This window comes from Planotetraspora mira, from assembly GCF_016863275.1.
GTDB classification, from domain to species: domain Bacteria; phylum Actinomycetota; class Actinomycetes; order Streptosporangiales; family Streptosporangiaceae; genus Planotetraspora; species Planotetraspora mira.
Window position 1 is genome coordinate 40,687 of record NZ_BOOO01000052.1, and the last position, 16,122, is coordinate 56,808.

18 protein-coding genes are annotated in these 16,122 nt (G+C 68.8%); 9 read left to right on the top strand and 9 right to left on the bottom strand.

What is annotated here, in order from left to right; translation table 11 throughout:
* Positions 1–8 precede the first annotated feature (8 nt).
* From Pmi06nite_RS39410 to Pmi06nite_RS39425, 4 genes are all read right to left on the bottom strand, one after another.
* Positions 9–1,361, bottom strand: a complete 1,353-nt coding sequence (locus Pmi06nite_RS39410) for an HD-GYP domain-containing protein (RefSeq protein WP_203958351.1) — start codon at positions 1,359–1,361, stop codon at positions 9–11.
* 331 nt (positions 1,362–1,692) lie between these two features.
* Complete coding sequence (locus tag Pmi06nite_RS39415) at positions 1,693–2,604, bottom strand: NAD-dependent epimerase/dehydratase family protein (RefSeq protein ID WP_203958352.1); 912 nt, start codon at positions 2,602–2,604, stop codon at positions 1,693–1,695.
* A 33-nt stretch (positions 2,605–2,637) separates the two neighbouring features.
* A complete protein-coding gene (gene rsrA / locus Pmi06nite_RS39420; protein WP_203958353.1) occupies positions 2,638–2,904 on the bottom strand; it encodes a mycothiol system anti-sigma-R factor in 267 nt (88 codons plus the stop codon).
* The gene (locus Pmi06nite_RS39425) at positions 2,901–3,629 is read right to left on the bottom strand and encodes a sigma-70 family RNA polymerase sigma factor (RefSeq protein WP_373317361.1); all 729 of its coding nucleotides are present in this window, start codon (positions 3,627–3,629) and stop codon (positions 2,901–2,903) included. Before Pmi06nite_RS39425 ends, rsrA begins: the two co-directional genes overlap by 4 nt.
* 126 nt (positions 3,630–3,755) lie before the next feature.
* Here Pmi06nite_RS39425 and Pmi06nite_RS39430 point away from each other — a divergent pair, with 126 nt between their 5' ends.
* Complete coding sequence (locus tag Pmi06nite_RS39430) at positions 3,756–4,532, top strand: class I SAM-dependent methyltransferase (protein WP_203958354.1); 777 nt, start codon at positions 3,756–3,758, stop codon at positions 4,530–4,532.
* Positions 4,533–4,557: 25 nt separating this feature from the next.
* Here Pmi06nite_RS39430 and Pmi06nite_RS39435 read toward each other — a convergent pair whose 3' ends face one another.
* Positions 4,558–4,890 (bottom strand): TraR/DksA family transcriptional regulator, encoded by a 333-nt coding sequence (locus Pmi06nite_RS39435; RefSeq protein WP_203958355.1) that lies wholly within the window; start codon positions 4,888–4,890, stop codon positions 4,558–4,560.
* Positions 4,891–5,027: 137 nt separating this feature from the next.
* Positions 5,028–5,798 carry an SOS response-associated peptidase gene (locus Pmi06nite_RS39440; RefSeq protein WP_203958356.1) on the bottom strand — a complete coding sequence of 257 codons (771 nt, stop codon included), beginning with the start codon at positions 5,796–5,798 and terminating at the stop codon, positions 5,028–5,030.
* A gap of 74 nt (positions 5,799–5,872) precedes the next feature.
* Here Pmi06nite_RS39440 and aroA point away from each other — a divergent pair, with 74 nt between their 5' ends.
* Both aroA and rsgA read left to right on the top strand, forming a co-directional pair.
* A complete protein-coding gene (gene aroA / locus Pmi06nite_RS39445; RefSeq protein ID WP_203958357.1) occupies positions 5,873–7,177 on the top strand; it encodes a 3-phosphoshikimate 1-carboxyvinyltransferase in 1,305 nt (434 codons plus the stop codon).
* Between the two features lie 106 nt (positions 7,178–7,283).
* Positions 7,284–8,309, top strand: a complete 1,026-nt coding sequence (rsgA, locus tag Pmi06nite_RS39450) for a ribosome small subunit-dependent GTPase A (protein ID WP_239114516.1) — start codon at positions 7,284–7,286, stop codon at positions 8,307–8,309.
* Here rsgA and Pmi06nite_RS39455 read toward each other — a convergent pair whose 3' ends face one another.
* Positions 8,310–8,747 (bottom strand): DUF4442 domain-containing protein, encoded by a 438-nt coding sequence (locus Pmi06nite_RS39455; RefSeq protein ID WP_203958358.1) that lies wholly within the window; start codon positions 8,745–8,747, stop codon positions 8,310–8,312.
* A gap of 83 nt (positions 8,748–8,830) precedes the next feature.
* On the opposite strand from Pmi06nite_RS39455, the gene hisN reads away from it, so the two are divergent.
* Entirely contained in the window at positions 8,831–9,613 is a 783-nt protein-coding gene (gene hisN / locus Pmi06nite_RS39460) for a histidinol-phosphatase (protein ID WP_373317363.1), read from the top strand.
* Positions 9,614–9,616: 3 nt separating this feature from the next.
* On the opposite strand, the gene Pmi06nite_RS39465 is transcribed toward hisN, so the two are convergent.
* Positions 9,617–10,438 carry a fructosamine kinase family protein gene (locus Pmi06nite_RS39465; RefSeq protein WP_203958360.1) on the bottom strand — a complete coding sequence of 274 codons (822 nt, stop codon included), beginning with the start codon at positions 10,436–10,438 and terminating at the stop codon, positions 9,617–9,619.
* Positions 10,425–10,835, bottom strand: a complete 411-nt coding sequence (locus Pmi06nite_RS39470; RefSeq protein ID WP_373317362.1) for a low molecular weight protein-tyrosine-phosphatase — start codon at positions 10,833–10,835, stop codon at positions 10,425–10,427. Before Pmi06nite_RS39470 ends, Pmi06nite_RS39465 begins: the two co-directional genes overlap by 14 nt.
* Before the next feature lie 209 nt (positions 10,836–11,044).
* Here Pmi06nite_RS39470 and pstS point away from each other — a divergent pair, with 209 nt between their 5' ends.
* The 5 genes from pstS to Pmi06nite_RS39495 all read left to right on the top strand — a co-directional run bounded on the left by pstS (position 11,045) and on the right by Pmi06nite_RS39495 (position 15,519).
* Positions 11,045–12,148 carry a phosphate ABC transporter substrate-binding protein PstS gene (gene pstS / locus Pmi06nite_RS39475; RefSeq protein WP_203958362.1) on the top strand — a complete coding sequence of 368 codons (1,104 nt, stop codon included), beginning with the start codon at positions 11,045–11,047 and terminating at the stop codon, positions 12,146–12,148.
* A 5-nt stretch (positions 12,149–12,153) separates the two neighbouring features.
* The gene (pstC, locus tag Pmi06nite_RS39480) at positions 12,154–13,134 is read left to right on the top strand and encodes a phosphate ABC transporter permease subunit PstC (RefSeq protein ID WP_203958363.1); all 981 of its coding nucleotides are present in this window, start codon (positions 12,154–12,156) and stop codon (positions 13,132–13,134) included.
* A gap of 2 nt (positions 13,135–13,136) precedes the next feature.
* On the top strand, positions 13,137–14,015 hold the full coding sequence (pstA, locus tag Pmi06nite_RS39485) for a phosphate ABC transporter permease PstA (RefSeq protein ID WP_203958375.1): 879 nt from the start codon (positions 13,137–13,139) through the stop codon (positions 14,013–14,015).
* Between the two features lie 3 nt (positions 14,016–14,018).
* Positions 14,019–14,795, top strand: a complete 777-nt coding sequence (gene pstB / locus Pmi06nite_RS39490; RefSeq protein ID WP_203958364.1) for a phosphate ABC transporter ATP-binding protein PstB — start codon at positions 14,019–14,021, stop codon at positions 14,793–14,795.
* A 61-nt stretch (positions 14,796–14,856) separates the two neighbouring features.
* A complete protein-coding gene (locus tag Pmi06nite_RS39495; protein ID WP_203958365.1) occupies positions 14,857–15,519 on the top strand; it encodes a response regulator transcription factor in 663 nt (220 codons plus the stop codon).
* The last annotated feature ends 603 nt before the right edge of the window (positions 15,520–16,122 follow it).

Consider the following 16,122-nt stretch of genomic DNA (forward strand, 5'->3'; position numbering starts at 1 on the left):
CCGCTCGCTCACCGCTCCGACACCACCTGGATGGGCATCGTCGGGTCGTCGTGGTCCTTGGCGGTCGTCTCGACCACGTCGTCGGAGGGGGCCGGCGTGGTCTGCGGCGGATGCCAGCCGTCCCTGCTCAGCGCCTTGATGAACGTGCTGACCATGATCGGGTCGAACTGCGTGCCCGCGTTCTTGAGCAGCTCACCCACCGCGACGTCGATCGGCTTCGCCTTGCGGTAGGCCCGGTCGGAGGTCATCGAGTCGAACGCGTCCGCCACCGCGATGATCCGGGCGAACTCCGGGATCTCCGCCCCGGCCAGGCCCATCGGGTAGCCCTTCCCGTCGACCCGCTCGTGATGGTGCATGATTCCGGCGAACGCCTCGTCCAGGAAGTCGATCCCACGCACGATCTCCAGGCCGCGCATGGGATGAAGCTGGATGGCGGCGTACTCCTCCTCGGTGAGGTCTCCGTCCTTCTGCAGGACCTTCGTCGGCACGCCCAGCTTGCCCACGTCGTGCAACATCCCGGCGTAGCGGATGGCCTGAAGGCGCTCGGCCCCCATCCCGATCTCCTCGGCGATCATGCCGGAGGCGGCCGAGACACGGGTGCAGTGGCCCCGGGTGTAGTAGTCCTTGGTCTCCACCGCCTGGCACAGGGCCGCGATCGTCGCGTCATAGGAGCGCTGTTCGGCGTGGTAGTGGCCGAGCGCCCAGCGGGCGACGAACAGGGGCAGCAGGACGAGCACGGTCGAGATCGACTCCACCGTGGCCCACAGCCCGGCGATCAGCAGGCCGAAGGTGGCGTATCCCACGTAGGACCCGAGGAACTGGACCATGCCGCGCAACGCGACCTGGTGCCTGCCCAGTCCCCCCACCAGCAGCAGGATCATCGCGGTCAGCGCGACGTTGATCGCGACGAAGGCCGCGGTGGCCGCGCCGTACGGGACGAGGATGCCGGGGAAGTCGGTGATCTCCGGCAGGCCCGGCACGCCGCCCGCGAGCTCGAACGCCCGGCCGGCCGCGTATCCGCAGATCACGAATTGCGCGCCGTTGAACAGACGCTTGACGACGGCGAGGCCGGGGCGCACGCTCAGCACGGCCATCAGGCCGACGAGCGCCGCGCCTTCAGCCCCGACGAGGACCACGGCCGCCAGGGCGGCGGAGTAACTGACGGAGACGGCGGCCTGCGGCACGTTGAGCAACGTCGGAACGGACTCGCAGACCAGGAACAGCAGCCCGAGCACGAGGAGGGTCGGCCAGTGGATGTCCGCCGTCCACTCAGGCGCGAGAATGCAGTGCGCGAGCAGGTAGACCGCGGCCCCGATGATCGCGACGAAATAGATCCTGGCAGGCCACGGTAGTTCCCGCATGACGCCACCTCGGGTGAGAGAAGCCTATGGATCAGACGAGCAGGAAGTGGATCCACAGGCAGGAGCTACGTCCAGGAGATCCCCGGGGTCCCCGCAACGGTGCCGATAGTGCCGACGAGCACGACCACTGGGGTCAGCAGCGTCATTGCCGCCAATAGCCGGACGATGGTCTTCCCAAGCATGGTGCCGCCTCCACATCGATTCGCCACTCAGGCTACAGAACGCGACACCGGCGATCGGGGATGTCGGGGCTTCGCGGCCAAAACGTAATCAAGCCATCACGCTGTGTTGAATTATCCGGATTTATCGCGTGGGAATCAACCCACATCGATCACGTGCTCGTGGCCCAGGCGACGGTCGCCTTGAGCCCGGCGGCGAGATCGTGCGCCGGCCGCCATCCGAGCCCTTCGAAGGCGGGGGCCGGGTCGACGGCCATGGCAGGCAGATCGCCCAGCCGGGGCGGCTCGAACGCGGGCTCGTCGGGGGCGCCGGCCGCGGCGGCGACGAGCGTGTGCAGGCGCCGGTCGGTCGTCTGCACGCCCGTCCCGAGATTGAACCGGCGGCCGTTCCCCTCAGGCCCGCACGCACGGGCGAAGCCGTCCACCACGTCGTCGACGAAGACGTAGTCGCGCGTCTGGGAGCCGTCGCCGTACACGACCGTGCGCCTGCCCGACAACAGGGCGTCCGTGAAGATCGAGACGACGCCCGCCTCGCCTTCCGGCGACTGGCGGGGGCCGTACACGTTGGACAGCACCAACGTGGTGTACTCCAGGCCGTGCAGCCCGCGGTAGGCGGACAGGTAGATCTCGCCGCTGAGTTTCGACGCGGCGTACGGCGAACGCGGATCGGTGGCGGCGTCCGCCGGGACGGGGATGACCCGGGGCCTGCCGTACACGGCCACCGAGGAGGCGTAGACGACCTTGCGCGTGCCCGCGCGCCGCGCCGCCTCGAGCACGTTGACCGTGCCCTCGACGTTCAGCCGGGCGTCGAGGGCGGGGTCGGCGACGCTCCTCCTGACGCTGATCTGCGCGGCCAGATGGCAGACGACCTCCGGCCGCAGGCCCTCGATCACCGGACCTATGGCGGGGTCGCGCACGTCCATCACGTGCAGGCGCGCCTCGGGGTTCCGGTTGCCGCCGGACGACAGATCGTCCAGCACCGTCACCTCGTGCCCGTCCCGCACCAGCCGATCGACCAGATTGGACCCGATGAACCCGGCTCCGCCCGTGACCAGTACCCGCATGCCGCCGCCCTCCCGAATCTCCGGGGGGAGATCCTAATCGGGAAGCTGGGCGCGCACCTGTTCGATCCGCCCCATCACCTTGGCCCGCAGGTCGTCGGGCACGGGATCGCAGCCGCAGTGCTTGGCGACGAGCTGCTTGACGACCTTCTCCAGGCCGTACTCTTCGAGGCACGAGTGGCACTCGTCGAGGTGCTGCCTGATGTCGGCGCAACCGTGCTCGTCCAGCTCTCCGTCGAGGTAGCTGTAGATCCGGTCGAGAACGTCAGTACACGGGGTCTCGTGGTGGTTCCCGCAGCTCATCGCCCCTCCTGGCCAACAGAGTCGTCGTCGCCCCCGCTGCGGGAGTCCGACCGCGCGAGCCCGCGGTCACGTGCGTAGTCCTGCAGCAGCGTCCGCAGCTGGCGGCGGCCGCGATGCAGGCGGGACATCACGGTGCCGATCGGCGTGCCCATGATGTCGGCGATCTCCTTGTACGGGAAGCCCTCGACGTCGGCCAGATAGACCGCGATGCGGAACTCCTCGGGAAGAGCCGCCAGTGCGTCCTTCACGTCGCTGTCGGGCAGGTGCTCGAGCGCCTCGATCTCGGCGGACTTGAGCCCGCTGGAGGTGTGCGACTCGGCCCGGGCGAGCTGCCAGTCCTCGATCTCCTCGGTGCCGGACTGCTTGGGCTCGCGCTGCTTCTTGCGATAGCTGTTGATGAAGGTGTTGGTCAGGATGCGGTAGAGCCAGGCCTTGAGGTTCGTGCCCTCTTGGAACTGGTGGAAGGAAGCGAAAGCCTTGGCGAAGGTCTCCTGCAGGAGGTCTTCCGCATCCGCTGGGTTACGGGTCATCCGGAGCGCGGCGGAGTAGAGCTGGTCGAGATACGGCATGACGTCGCGCTCGAACCGCTCACTGCGCTGCCCCAGAGTCTCCTCAACTGTCTTGGAGACCGGACCCACCCCCTTCAGAACACCGTACCCAGCCGAGAATACCGGCCTGGTAGCGGCGCCCCTGCCGGGGGCTTCCGGCAGCACCAACGTGTTCATGCCCACCTGTAACAGGTCGGGCGTAGAGTCTGTTCCCGGTGCGGTTTGAGGTGATGAACGCCTCCGCAAGGGGAAATACATACGTACCGGCTGGTAGCCCGGAAATTCGACGTCCAGGAGCTGCTCGTGCTGCCTATTCCGGCCAACGAACTCAATGGCTCGGGCACGCTCGGGCCGTATTGGACCTTTTATCACGCGGTCGTCGCCGAGCAGTTGCGTCAGTGGCTACCCGGCAGACCGTCCCTGCTGGTCGACCTCTCCGGAGGCCGGGGCCGCTGGCCGGCCCAGGCCGCCCGCGCCGGCCACCGGGTCATCGAGGTGATGGACTTCCGCAGGCCGGTCGAGCCGTGGCTGAGAGACGCCTCCGACCTCACCCAGAAGGTCCGCGCCGACGATCTCTCGTTCCTCCCCGACGGCTGCGTCGACGCGGTGATCGCCGAGGAGCGCATGTTGTCGGTCGACCTCATGGCCGAGTCGGTGATCGACGACATGGCCCGTGTGCTGAAGCCCGGCGGCCGCGTCCTGCTGTGCGTCGACTCGCTCGTGCTCGGCATGGCGATCCTCGCCGAGCAGAACTACTGGGCCCATCTGTGCCAGACCGGCGAGGTCATGCTCATCCCCTGGCCCGACGGGAGCATCACCCGATGCTTCACGAGCGCGCAGGTCCGCGAACTGGTCACCGGGGCCGGCCTCGAGGTGGAGTGGATCCGCCCGAGGACGGTCCTGTCCCCCTCCATGGTCGACCGCGTGCTCGGCTCGGGCGGCCGGTCGCTCGCGTGGCTGGTCCGCACCGAGCTCGCGAGCCAGCCGGACGACGACGACACCGTCGGCATCCACCTGGTGGCCAGCGCGCGCAAGCCGCTCCCGGCAGGCGCGACCCCTGAGCCGGCGGCCGTGAGCTAATGGCGATGGCCTAACAGCCCCTGAGCTAGCGGCGGCGCTCCCGCTTCGACTGGCACTGGACGCAGCGGGCCGCCTCAGGCCGCGCCTCCAGCCTGCCCTCGGGGACGGGAGAGGCACAGTCCACGCACCGCCCGTAACCGCCCTGGTCGAGCCGGACCAGGGCGTCCTGGACCTCCTTGCGCTGCCGCGACGCGACGTCCAGCATGGCTCTCGTATGGTCGGCGTCGGTGAGATCGGCCCCCGCGTCGGCGGCCGATCGTTCCGGCACGGCCACGGGGTCGCCCTTCAACACCCTGATCGAACGATCGAGCTCTTCGAGCATGACTTCCAAGCGCATACGCGCGGTCGCGACATCCACGAATCCGCACCTCCGGGAGCGTGGGGAACACCCGCCGAGGAGCCCCGGTCTCCCGACAGGTCGGCATTTATTACGGCGTGGTGAACCGCTTTCGTTACCGGATGCCCATTCGGCGTCCGACTTACACCAATGGATTTCTAGAAAAGCGCCCCGGCATCGTCGTCGTTTCCCGATTCCTTGCCGATCGGCTCCGCCCGCTGGACCAACGCCGGGCCGTTGTTGCGCACGTTGTTCACATCGGTGGAGACCGGATACGCCTCGAGCCTGTCGGGACTGGCGGGAACCAGCAGTTTCGCCGGGTCCGGCAGCCGGGGGTCGAGCCATTCCGCCCAGCGGTCACGCTCGACCATCATCGGCATGCGGTCGTGGATGCGGCCCAGTTCGTCCTCGGCCGACGTGGTGATCACCGTGCACGTGCACAGCCATTTCAGCGGATCGTCGTCCGCCCGCCCCGGGTCCTTCCAGAACTCGTACAGCCCCGCCATCGCGAGCACGCCGCCGTCCGCGGGATGGATGAAATAGGGCTGCTTCTTCTTGTCCTCCGTCGGCATCCACTCGAAATAGCCGTCCGCGGGCAGGAGGCACCGTCTCGACGCGAACGCCTTGCGGAATGCGGGCTTGTCTCCCACGGTCTCGATCCGCGCGTTGATCATCCTCGAGCCGATCGACGGGTCCTTCGCCCAGCTCGGGACCAGCCCCCAGCGGACGACGCGCAACTGCCGCACCGGCCGGCCCGACAGCGTCTCGCCCTCGACTCTGGGGACGCGGCTCATGACCGCGTAGACCTCCTTGGTGGGGGCCACGTTGTAGTCGGGCCCAAGCTCCTGGTCGGGCGCGCCGTCCAGCTCGACCTCGAACTCCTCGAGAAGGTCATGCTTCTTGCGCGCCGACGCGTATCTCCCGCACATGCCCTCCAGATTGCCATTTCTCCCGCACGCGCGCGCCGTACGGGCTCAGGGGGGCGCGACGATAGGCTTCTGGCATGGCCACACCGCACTCCGCATCCAAGGGCCCTGAGGCGCTCTGGGCGGCCCCGGTCGCGACCGGGCCGGTCAGCGCGACCGTCCGCCTGCCCGGGTCCAAGTCGGTGACCAACCGTGCGTTGCTGCTCGCCGCGCTGGCCGACGCCCCCAGTCTCGTACGGCTGGCCCTGCGCAGCCGCGACGCCGATCTGATGGTGGCCGCCCTGCGGTCGCTGGGCGCGGAGATGACCTCCTCCGAGGAGAGCGCCTCGAGCGTGGACTGGGCGATCACCCCGAGGCCGGTCAGAGGCGGCGTGTCGATCGACGTGGGCCTGGCCGGGACGGTCATGCGGTTCGTGCCCGCGGTGGCCGCGCTCGCCGACGGCCCGGTGCTCTTCGACGGCGACCCGGCCGCGCGCAAGCGGCCCATGGGCCCGATCCTGGGGGCCCTCCGCGCGCTGGGCGCGTCCGTCGACAACGACGCCCTGCCGTTCACCGTCCGCGGGCCGATCTCCGGCGGGGAGGTGGTCCTCGACGCCTCGGTCTCCTCCCAGATGGTGTCGGGCCTGCTCCTGGCGGGCGCCCGCTTCGACAAGGGCGTGACCGTACGGCACAGCGGGCCCCCGGTCCCGTCGATGCCCCACATCGAGATGACCGTCCACATGCTCCGGCAGGCCGGTGTGGAGGTGGACGACTCCCGAGCCGACGTGTGGCGGGTGGAGCCGGGCCCGATCAGGGCGCGGGACGTCGACGTCGAGCCCGACCTGTCCAACGCGGCGCCGTTCCTCGCCGGGGCGCTCGTCACCGGCGGCACGGTCGTCGTCCCCGGCTGGCCGGAGGAGACCACGCAGGGCGGCGACCAGCTCCGCCACCTGCTCGAGCGGATGGGCGCGACGGTGACCAGGGTCCCCGAGGGCCTCCAGGTGACGGGTTCCGGGCAGGTGCGGGGCATCGAGGCCGACCTGCACGACGTGAGCGAGCTGACGCCGACCATCGCCGCGCTGGCCGCCCTCGCCGGCGGACCGTCCCGCATCAGCGGCGTGGCCCACATCCGCGGGCACGAGACCGACCGCATCACCGCGCTCGCCACGGAGATCAACCGCCTCGGGGGCGACGCCCGCGAGACCGACGACGGGCTGGAGATCCACCCCAGGCCGCTGTCCGGCGGGGTCTTCCACTCCTACGACGACCACCGGATGGCGACGGCCGGCGCCGTGATCGGGCTGGCCGTGCCCGGCGTCCAGGTGGAGAACATCGCGACCACGGGGAAGACCCTTCCGGAGTTCCCGGACATGTGGGCCGCCATGCTGGACGGCCCGCGATGAGAGGACCTCGTCCGATGAGCGGCGCCGTGAGCGATGCTCACGTCTGCGCGAGACGATCGGGGCGCGGGCACTGAGAAAACGGCAGTACGACGAGGACGACGTCAGGGTGAGACCGGGCAAGGGATCCCGGCCCCGGACGCGGGTCCGCCCTGCCCATGACCAGGCCGTCGAGGGTTTCGTCGTGGCCGTCGACCGCGGCCGTTACACCTGCCTCGTCGGGCCCGGCATCCCCCGGATCAACGGCGACGCACGGGCCACGCGTCCCGCGAAGGGGGCGGCCCGCCGGGCGGGCAAGGCGGAAAGGACCCTCGTCGTCGCGATGAAGGCCAGGGAACTCGGCCGCAAGGGCATCGTCGTCGGTGACCGCGTCGCGATCGTGGGCGACGTGACGGGCCGGCCCGACACGCTGGCGCGGATCGTGCGCGTGGAGGAGCGCGACTCGATGTTGCGGCGCAGCGCCGACGACACCGACGACATCGAGCGGCCGATCGTCGCCAACGCCGACCAGCTCGTCATCGTCACGGCCCTGGCCGACCCGCCGCCGCGCCCCCGGATGATCGACCGGATGCTCGTCGCCGCCTTCGACGCGGACATCGATCCGCTGTTGTGCCTCACCAAGTCCGACCTCGCCCCGCCCGACCAGCTGGTCTCCCACTACGAGCCGCTCGGCGTGCCGTACGTGGTGGTCGAGAAGGGCAGCCCGCTCGACGAGCTGCGCGAGCGGGTGACCGACCGGATCAGCGTGCTCGTCGGGCACTCGGGGGTGGGGAAGTCGACGCTGGTCAACGCGTTGGTGCCGCAGGCGCGGCGCGCGGTGTCCCACGTCAACGCGGTGACCGGCAGGGGACGGCACACCTCCACGTCGGCGGTCGCGCTGGAGCTGCCCGAAGGCGGCTGGATCATCGACACGCCCGGGGTCCGCAGCTTCGGTCTCGCCCATGTCTCCGTGGAGACCGTGCTGGCCGCCTTCCCCGACCTGAACGAGGCCGCGGTCGACTGCCCGAAGGGGTGCAACCACCTCGGGGACGACTGCGCGCTGGATCGGTTCGTCGCGGAGGGCCACTGCGACCCCGCGCGGCTGGAGTCGCTCAGGCGTCTGCTGACCAGCCGCGAGGGGTCCGACGACGACTGATCAGCGGTTGGGGCGCAGCGTCCAGGAGACGGTCACCTCGGATACGAGGGTCCCCGCCGCGTCATGGATGTCGACCGTCACGTCGAACTCCGGACGCTCTCCCGCGTCGAGCAGGGCGACGACCTCTTCGCGGTCGGCCCGTAGGGCCGCCGACGCCGTCACCTCGCCCTTGGCCAGCTTGAGATAGCGGACCGCGGCCACCGTGGCCAGCGGCACGGCACGGGAGAGCTGGTCGCCGAACGCCGACAACATGGCGGCCCCCGACGCCGACTCAGCGAGCGAGAACAGGGCGCCGGCGTGCGGGCCGCCCACGTGGTTGTGCAGGTCCTCACGGTCGGGCAGGCGCGCCACGGCGGTGCCGGTTCCGACCGAGTCGAAGGTGATGCCGAGCAGGCGCGCGAACGGAACGCTGTCGAGGAGGAATGCGGCGATGTCCATGATCGGATGTTACCGATGAGTATGTTTTGGAGCGATCCGGGCCTGATGTAAGCGGCCTCCGGCACGATAACTTGGGGCCTGTGATGGGATACAGCGACGACCTGCGACTCGCGCATGTGATGGCGGACGCCGCCGATGACATCACGATGCGCCGCTTCAAGGCCGTGGATCTGAAGGTCGACACCAAGCCCGACCTCACCCCGGTCAGCGACGCCGACAGGGCCGTCGAGGAGGCCATCCGCGGCACGCTGCGGCGGGCCAGGCCACGCGACGCGGTCGTGGGCGAGGAGTTCGGCCGGACCGGATACGGCATGCGCTCGTGGGTCATCGACCCCATCGACGGCACGAAGAACTACGTCCGCGGCGTCCCCGTGTGGGCCACCCTCATCGCGCTGATGGAGGAGGGCAAGGTCGTCGTCGGCGTCGTCTCGGCCCCGGCTCTCGGCCGGCGCTGGTGGGCCGCCAAGGACGGCGGCTCGTGGTCCGGGCGCAGCCTGACCAAGGCGACCCGTTGCCGGGTGTCGGAGGTCGGCCGCCTCGGCGACGCCTCCTTCGCCTTCTCCGACCTGGAGGAATGGGAGAAGGACGACCGGCTCGACGGGTTCCTCGATCTCACCCGGCAGGTCTGGCGCAGCCGCGGCTACGGCGACTTCTGGTCGCACATGATGGTCGCGGAAGGCTCCGTGGACATCTCCGCCGAGCCCGAGCTCTCCCCCTGGGACATGGCGGCGCTCACCGTGATCGTCGAGGAGGCGGGCGGCACCTGCACCGCCCTCGACGGCACCATGCCCCTCGACACCGGCAGCATGGTCTGCACGAACGGACTGCTGCACGGCGAGGTGCTCAAACGCCTCTCGCGCCCCTGAGCATCACATGGCGAGGACCTCGGAGGCGGCCGTGAGCAGGCTCCCCCGGTAGGCGTCGCCGTACAGGCAGACGTGGACGGCGAGCGGGTGAAGCTGGTGCAGCGGCACCCGCTCCCGCCAGCCGTCCGCCGGCGGGGCGACCTCCCGGTAGGCGCCCAGAATCACGGCGAGGTGCGGAGCGCCGAAGAGCGCGAGCATGGCGAGGTCGGTCTCCCTGTGACCTCCGTGGGCCGCCGGGTCGACCAGCGCGACGCGCCCGGGGCCCGCTCCTTCCGCGTCCGGCGGGGCGGACCACAGCAGGTTCCCGTTCCAGAGGTCGCCGTGGATGCGGGCGGGCGTCTCAGCCGGGCCGGACACCTCTTCCACCCGGTCGCACGCCTCCTCGACCAGGTCGACGTCCGCCGCCGACAGCCGCCCGGCGTCGCGGGCCCGCCGTACGAACGGGAGGACCCGCTGGGAGGTGTAGAAGGAGGGCCAGTCGGCAGCCGGCCCGTTGTCCATGGGCAACTCGGCGATGGACCCGGGCCACGGGGCGCCGAAGGCCTCGGCCCCCGCGGCGTGGAGCGCGGCCAGTTCGCGGCCGAACCGTTCGGCCGCGTCCGCCGTCGCCTGGGTTGTCTCGATCCACTCCAGCACGAGGGTGTCGTGGTCCGCCTCGACCACCTCCGGCACGGCCACGGCCTCCGGCTCGGCGAGCCAGCGCAGCCCGGCGGCCTCAGCGGTGAAGTCGGCGCCTCTCTTGACGAAGACCCGCCGCCCTTCGCCCGCGACGCCTTCGTGGAGGGTCCAGGCGTGACTCGTGCCGAGATCCCTAGTGATCTTCAAGGTACTTCGCCAGCCCCTCGGACGCGGCCTCGACCATGACGAGCACGTCGGTGAAGCCCTGCTGCCCGCCGTAGTAGGGGTCGGGCACCTCGGCCCCCTCGGGCGCGGTCGGGTCGAACGAGCGGAACAGCCGCACGTCGGCTCCGGGCGGGGCGATCCGCCGCACGGCCCGCAGGTTCTCCGCGTCCATCACGAGGACCAGGTCGCGTTCGGCGAACCAGGCCCGGTCGAACTGACGGGCACGATGGGCCTCGCCGTCGTATCCGTGCTCGGCGAGCGTCGCGAGGGCGCGCTCGTCCATGGGCTCACCCGCGTGCCACCCACCGGTGCCCGCGCTGTCCACGAGCACGTCAAGGCCCCTGTCCTCGAGCGTGCGTCTCAAAACGATCTCGGCCATCGGTGACCGGCAGATGTTTCCCATGCATACCAGACATATGCGCTTCATGAACCAATGGTCTCCCATACCCGTCGTGACCTGCTCGTTATTTCCATCGATCACCACAAGAGACCCGGCGCGTTCACTACTCGTTCACCTTTACCAAGGGATCCGGTCACCTTCGCTCCCTACTGTCCTCAACGATGAGAATTCAAGCGGGAGGAATCACCGTGAAGTATGCAGGCCGACTTGCCGCGGCCGCCATTATCGGCGTGTTTTCGCTCGCCGCGTGCGGCACCGATGACAACAGCGGCGACACTGGCGCCCCCACCACCGCCACGTCGGCGGCTGGCAGCAGCCTCTCTGGCACGATCAACGCCGCAGGCTCCTCGGCTCAGGCCAACGCGATGGACGAGTGGAAGAAGGGCTTCCAGTCGGCCAACACCGGTGTGAGTGTCAACTACAACCCGGCCGGCTCCGGCGCGGGTGTCCAGTCCTTCATCCAGGGCACCGTCGCGTTCGCCGGCTCCGACTCGGCGCTCAACGACGAGAAGGGCGAGCCGGCGCAGGCCGACGCCCGTTGCAAGACCGGCAAGGCGATCAACCTGCCCATGGTGATCGGCCCCGTCGCCGTCGTCTACAACGTCCCCGGTGTGGACGGCCTGCAGCTGTCGCCGAAGACCATCGGCGGCATCTTCAACAGCAAGATCACCAAGTGGGACGACCCGGCCATCAAGGCCGACAACCCCACCGCCACGCTGCCCTCGACCGCCATCCAGGCGTTCCACCGCTCGGACGAGTCGGGCACGAGCGACAACTTCACCAAGTTCCTCAAGGCGACCGCCGACTGGCCGTACGAGCCGGGCAAGGCATGGCCGGCCGAGGCCAAGGGCCAGGGCGCCAAGGGCTCGGACCAGATCGCCGCTTCGGTGAAGAGCACCGAGGGCGCGATCAGCTACGTCGAGCTCTCCTTCGCTGAGAACTCGAGCCTCCAGAAGGCCAAGGTCGCCAACGGCTCCGGCGAGTTCGTCGAGCTCACCCCGGAGAGCGCGGGCAAGACCGTCGAGGCCGCCCAGGTCGCGGGCACCGGCAACGACCTCAAGCTCAAGATCGACTACGCCACCAGCGCCGCGGGCGCCTACCCGATCGTCCTGGTGACCTACGAGATCACCTGCGAGAAGGGCCTGTCGGCCACCGACCTCCCGCTGGTCAAGTCGTTCCTGACCTACACGGCCAGCGACGCCGGCCAGCAGTCCCTGACCGGCCTGGGCTACGCCCCGCTGCCGGCCAGCCTCATCAGCAAGGTCCGGACCGCCGTCGAGGCGATCTCCTAGCCCTGATGGCCACGTCTCTTCCCAAGACCGAAGGCGGGCCGGCTGTTAGCCGGTCCGCCTTCCGGCGCAGCCGCGGCGACGGCCCGTTCCGCTTCCTCTCGGTCGGCTCAGGTGTCATCCTGCTGGCGATCATGGCGGCGATCGCGGTCTTCCTCGTCGTGAAGGCGATCCCTGCCCTTCAGGCGAACACGTCGCACTTCCTGACCGAACTGACCTGGAACCCGAACGCCACCAAGCCCGTCTTCGGAATCGGCGCACTGGCCTTCGGCACCGTCGTCAGCTCGTTCCTCGCGCTCATCATCTCCACTCCGGTGGCCGTGGGCGTCGCCCTGTTCATCTCCCACTACGCACCCCGTCGCCTGGCCTCGATCCTCGGCTACGTGGTGGACCTCCTGGCCGCCGTCCCCAGCGTCGTCTACGGCCTGTGGGGCGTCACCTTCCTCGTCCCCTTCATGCTCGGCCCCTCCAAGTTCCTGAACGACTACCTCGCGTGGATCCCGCTGTTCGGCGGAGACTCGGTGGTGGGCAAGAGCATGCTGACCGCGTCGCTCGTGCTCGCGATCATGATCCTTCCGATCATCGCCGCGATCTCGCGTGAAGTGTTCCTGCAGGCGCCGAAGCTCCAGGAAGAGGCCGCCCTCGCTCTCGGCGCCACCCGCTGGGAGATGATCCGGATGGCGGTCCTGCCGTTCGGACGCCCCGGCGTCATCACGGCCGCGCTGCTCGGGCTCGGGCGGGCCATGGGCGAGACGATCGCCGTCGCCCTGATCTTCCCGGCGACCTTCACCATCTCGTTCCGCATCCTCAGCCCGAACGGCAACAGCATCGCCGCCAACATCGCCAACGGCTTCGGCGAGGCCACTCCGATCGGCCGCGGCGCGCTCATCGCCTCCGGTCTGGTGCTGTTCGTCATCACCCTCGTGGTGAACACCGCCGCCCGTCTCATCATCGCCCGCCGTAAGGAATACGCGAGGGCCGCCGCGTGACCGTGCAAACCGGAATCCAGCCCCTCTCCTTCGGGAGGCGGGCCAAGGACCAGGCCGTCCGCGCCCTGGTCTACCTGGCTTTCGCCATCGCCATCGTGCCGCTCGTTTCGGTCCTGTGGCTCGTCGTCAAGAACGGCCTCAAGCGCTTCGACCTGGAGTTCCTCACGCATTCGATGCGCAACATCGGTGCTCGGGACGCCGGCGGCGGCGCCTACCACGCGATCATCGGAACGCTCGAGCAGGTCCTGCTCGCCTCGCTGATCGCGGTGCCGATCGGCCTGCTCACCGCGGTCTACCTGGTGGAGTACGGCAACGGCCGCAGGCTTTCGCGGTTCATCAGCTTCTTCGTGGACATCATGACCGGTGTCCCGTCCATCGTCGCCGGCCTGTTCGTCCTGGCGTTCTGGATCCTCGTGCTGGGCATGCCGTTCTCGGGCTTCGCCGGCGCGCTGTCGTTGTCGATCCTGATGATGCCTGTGGTGGTCAGATCGACGGAGGAGATGCTGCGGCTCGTTCCGAACGAGCTGCGTGAGGCGTCCTACGCCCTCGGTGTGCCCAAGTGGCGCACGATCGTCAAGGTCGTGCTGCCGACGGCTTTCACCGGAATCGTCACGGGTGTGATGCTGGCCGTCGCCCGTGTCGCGGGCGAGACCGCGCCGCTGCTGCTCACGGTGTTCTTCACCGACTCCATCAACGAAGACCCGTTCAACGGGCCGCAGATGGGCCTTCCGCTGTACGTCTTCGGTCAGTCGAGCCTCCCCCAGGACATCGCGATCGACCGCGCCTGGACCGGGGCGCTCACCCTGATCCTGATCGTCATGCTGCTCAACCTGGTCGCGCGCCTCATCTCGTGGTGGCGTTCGCCTGCTAAGAGGGGATAAGAGATGGCAAAGCAGATCGAGGTCTCTGATCTCGATGCCTACTACGGGTCGCATAAGGCGATCGAAGGCATCACGATGACCATCGAGCCGCGTTCCGTCACGGCGTTCATCGGCCCCTCCGGTTGCGGCAAGTCGACGTTCCTGCGGACCCTGAACCGCATGCACGAGGTCATCCCCGGCGCCCGTGTCGAGGGGAAGGTCCGGCTTGAGGACCAGGACCTCTACGGCGCGAGCGTCGACCCCGTTTCGGTGCGTCGGACCATCGGCATGGTGTTCCAGCGCCCCAACCCGTTCCCCACGATGTCGATCTTCGACAACGTGGCCGCGGGCCTGAAGCTGAACGGCCGCTTCTCCAAGTCCCAGCTGGACGGCATCGTCGAGAACTCTCTCAAGGGCGCCAACCTGTGGAACGAGGTCAAGAACCGGCTGAACAAGCCCGGTGCGGGCCTGTCGGGCGGACAGCAGCAGCGTCTGTGCATCGCGCGGGCGATCGCCGTACAGCCGCAGGTCCTGCTCATGGACGAGCCCTGCTCGGCGCTGGACCCCATCTCGACCCTCGCGATCGAGGATCTGATCTCCGAGCTCAAGCAGGAGTTCACGATCGTCATCGTGACGCACAACATGCAGCAGGCGGCTCGCGTCAGCGACCGGACCGCCTTCTTCAACCTTGCGGCCCAGGGGCAGCCAGGCAAGCTCGTCGAGATGGACGAGACCTCCAGGATCTTCACGAATCCGACGCAGAAGGCGACCGAGGACTACATCACCGGACGTTTCGGCTGAACCGCATTGGAGGACTCGGGTGGCGGCACCCGTAGTGGAGGGGGACACTCGGTCGGCACCCATGCTTCTGGTTGCCGATCCGGACGCGGGCCTCATCCAACAACTGGCGGCGGCCCTGGAACCCGAGGGGATCCACGTCACCGGCGTCATGGACGGCGCGCAGGCTCTGCTTCAGGCAGGCGCGCTCCAGCCTGACGCCGTGTTGATCAGCTCTTCCCTGCCCGTCGTGGGCCCGGTCGACTTCGTCCGGGCCGTACGGCTCGCACGGGCCGTGCCGGTCCTGCTCGGTATCGATTTCGGGAGCGATACCGAGCAGGCCCTGCAGGCTCTTGCGGCCGGGGCGACGGCTTGCGTGGCCCGTCCCTACCGAGTCCACGAACTGCTCCCGCTCGTCCAGGCGGCGTTCCGGCGCCAGGGCGACCATCGGATCGTGCTCACGATCGGTGACGTCGAACTGGACGTCACGGCCTACCAGGTGAAGGTGGCAGGGCACATCGTCCACCTGCCTTTGCGAGAATTCGAACTGCTTCACTACCTGATGCGCAACGCCGACCGGACCGTCACACGCGAGCAGATAATGCGACACGTGTGGCATTCCGCGGACGCGATGTCCACCAACACGATCGCCGTCCACGTCAAGCGACTGCGCGCCAGGCTCGGTGACGACGACGACAAGATGATTCAGACGGTCCGTGGAGTGGGCTACCGCTTGGTGTCCAGCTGACGCCGTTCCTTCCAGGTACACGCATTACGCCGAACCCGGCCATCGGGTTCGGCGTAATGCTTTGTGGGGTGCCGCATGTCGCGTGGCGTGTCGTTCCGGCCCTCTGGTCGGCTGAATCAGCTTGCCGGCCAGAGGCTCCCCGCGACCAGCAGGGCAGTGCAGTAGCTGAGGGCTGCAGATATATGGCCCTGCCTCGTCCCTGCATCCTCCTGAGCCCGCGACGAGAGACGTGCCCCGTACCGGCCCCGCTTACGAGAGACGCGAAGGCGAAGCCATCCGTCTTGGACGAGGAGATTCGGCGATCGGCGCGTGTGTGGTCGCGACCGTCGGCGTACGGCACCCCGAGAATCTGCTGATGCTCTATGGAACCGAGTGTCGAACCGCGGCCGGCACCGTCATGAGGGCGGGTACTCAGCCGCTTCTGAGTGCCACTGCGGCTCCGTGCTGAGCTCAGTGCAACTGACACCCTGGCGTGGCTGCGTGAGCGCGCTTACACGCACCTGCGGCTAAGGCCGGCAGCTTACGGATCTCGCAGGGAAATGCGTTGTCGCTGGAAATAAAAAAGGAGGGGCCGCCCCTGACGGGGTGGCCCCTCCTTTGAAA

Bases quoted from the DNA above. Each gene is read 5' to 3' on its own strand.
- Pmi06nite_RS39410 (WP_203958351.1), bottom strand. From the start codon at position 1,361: ATGCGGGAACTACCGTGGCCTGCCAGGATCTATTTCGTCGCGATCATC.
- Pmi06nite_RS39415 (WP_203958352.1), bottom strand. From the start codon at position 2,604: ATGCGGGTACTGGTCACGGGCGGAGCCGGGTTCATCGGGTCCAATCTG.
- rsrA (WP_203958353.1), bottom strand. From the start codon at position 2,904: ATGAGCTGCGGGAACCACCACGAGACCCCGTGTACTGACGTTCTCGAC.
- Pmi06nite_RS39425 (WP_373317361.1), bottom strand. From the start codon at position 3,629: ATGAACACGTTGGTGCTGCCGGAAGCCCCCGGCAGGGGCGCCGCTACC.
- Pmi06nite_RS39440 (WP_203958356.1), bottom strand. From the start codon at position 5,798: ATGTGCGGGAGATACGCGTCGGCGCGCAAGAAGCATGACCTTCTCGAG.
- aroA (WP_203958357.1), top strand. From the start codon at position 5,873: ATGGCCACACCGCACTCCGCATCCAAGGGCCCTGAGGCGCTCTGGGCG.
- Pmi06nite_RS39455 (WP_203958358.1), bottom strand. From the start codon at position 8,747: ATGGACATCGCCGCATTCCTCCTCGACAGCGTTCCGTTCGCGCGCCTG.
- hisN (WP_373317363.1), top strand. From the start codon at position 8,831: ATGGGATACAGCGACGACCTGCGACTCGCGCATGTGATGGCGGACGCC.
- Pmi06nite_RS39470 (WP_373317362.1), bottom strand. From the start codon at position 10,835: ATGGCCGAGATCGTTTTGAGACGCACGCTCGAGGACAGGGGCCTTGAC.
- pstC (WP_203958363.1), top strand. From the start codon at position 12,154: ATGGCCACGTCTCTTCCCAAGACCGAAGGCGGGCCGGCTGTTAGCCGG.
- pstB (WP_203958364.1), top strand. From the start codon at position 14,019: ATGGCAAAGCAGATCGAGGTCTCTGATCTCGATGCCTACTACGGGTCG.
- Pmi06nite_RS39495 (WP_203958365.1), top strand. From the start codon at position 14,857: ATGCTTCTGGTTGCCGATCCGGACGCGGGCCTCATCCAACAACTGGCG.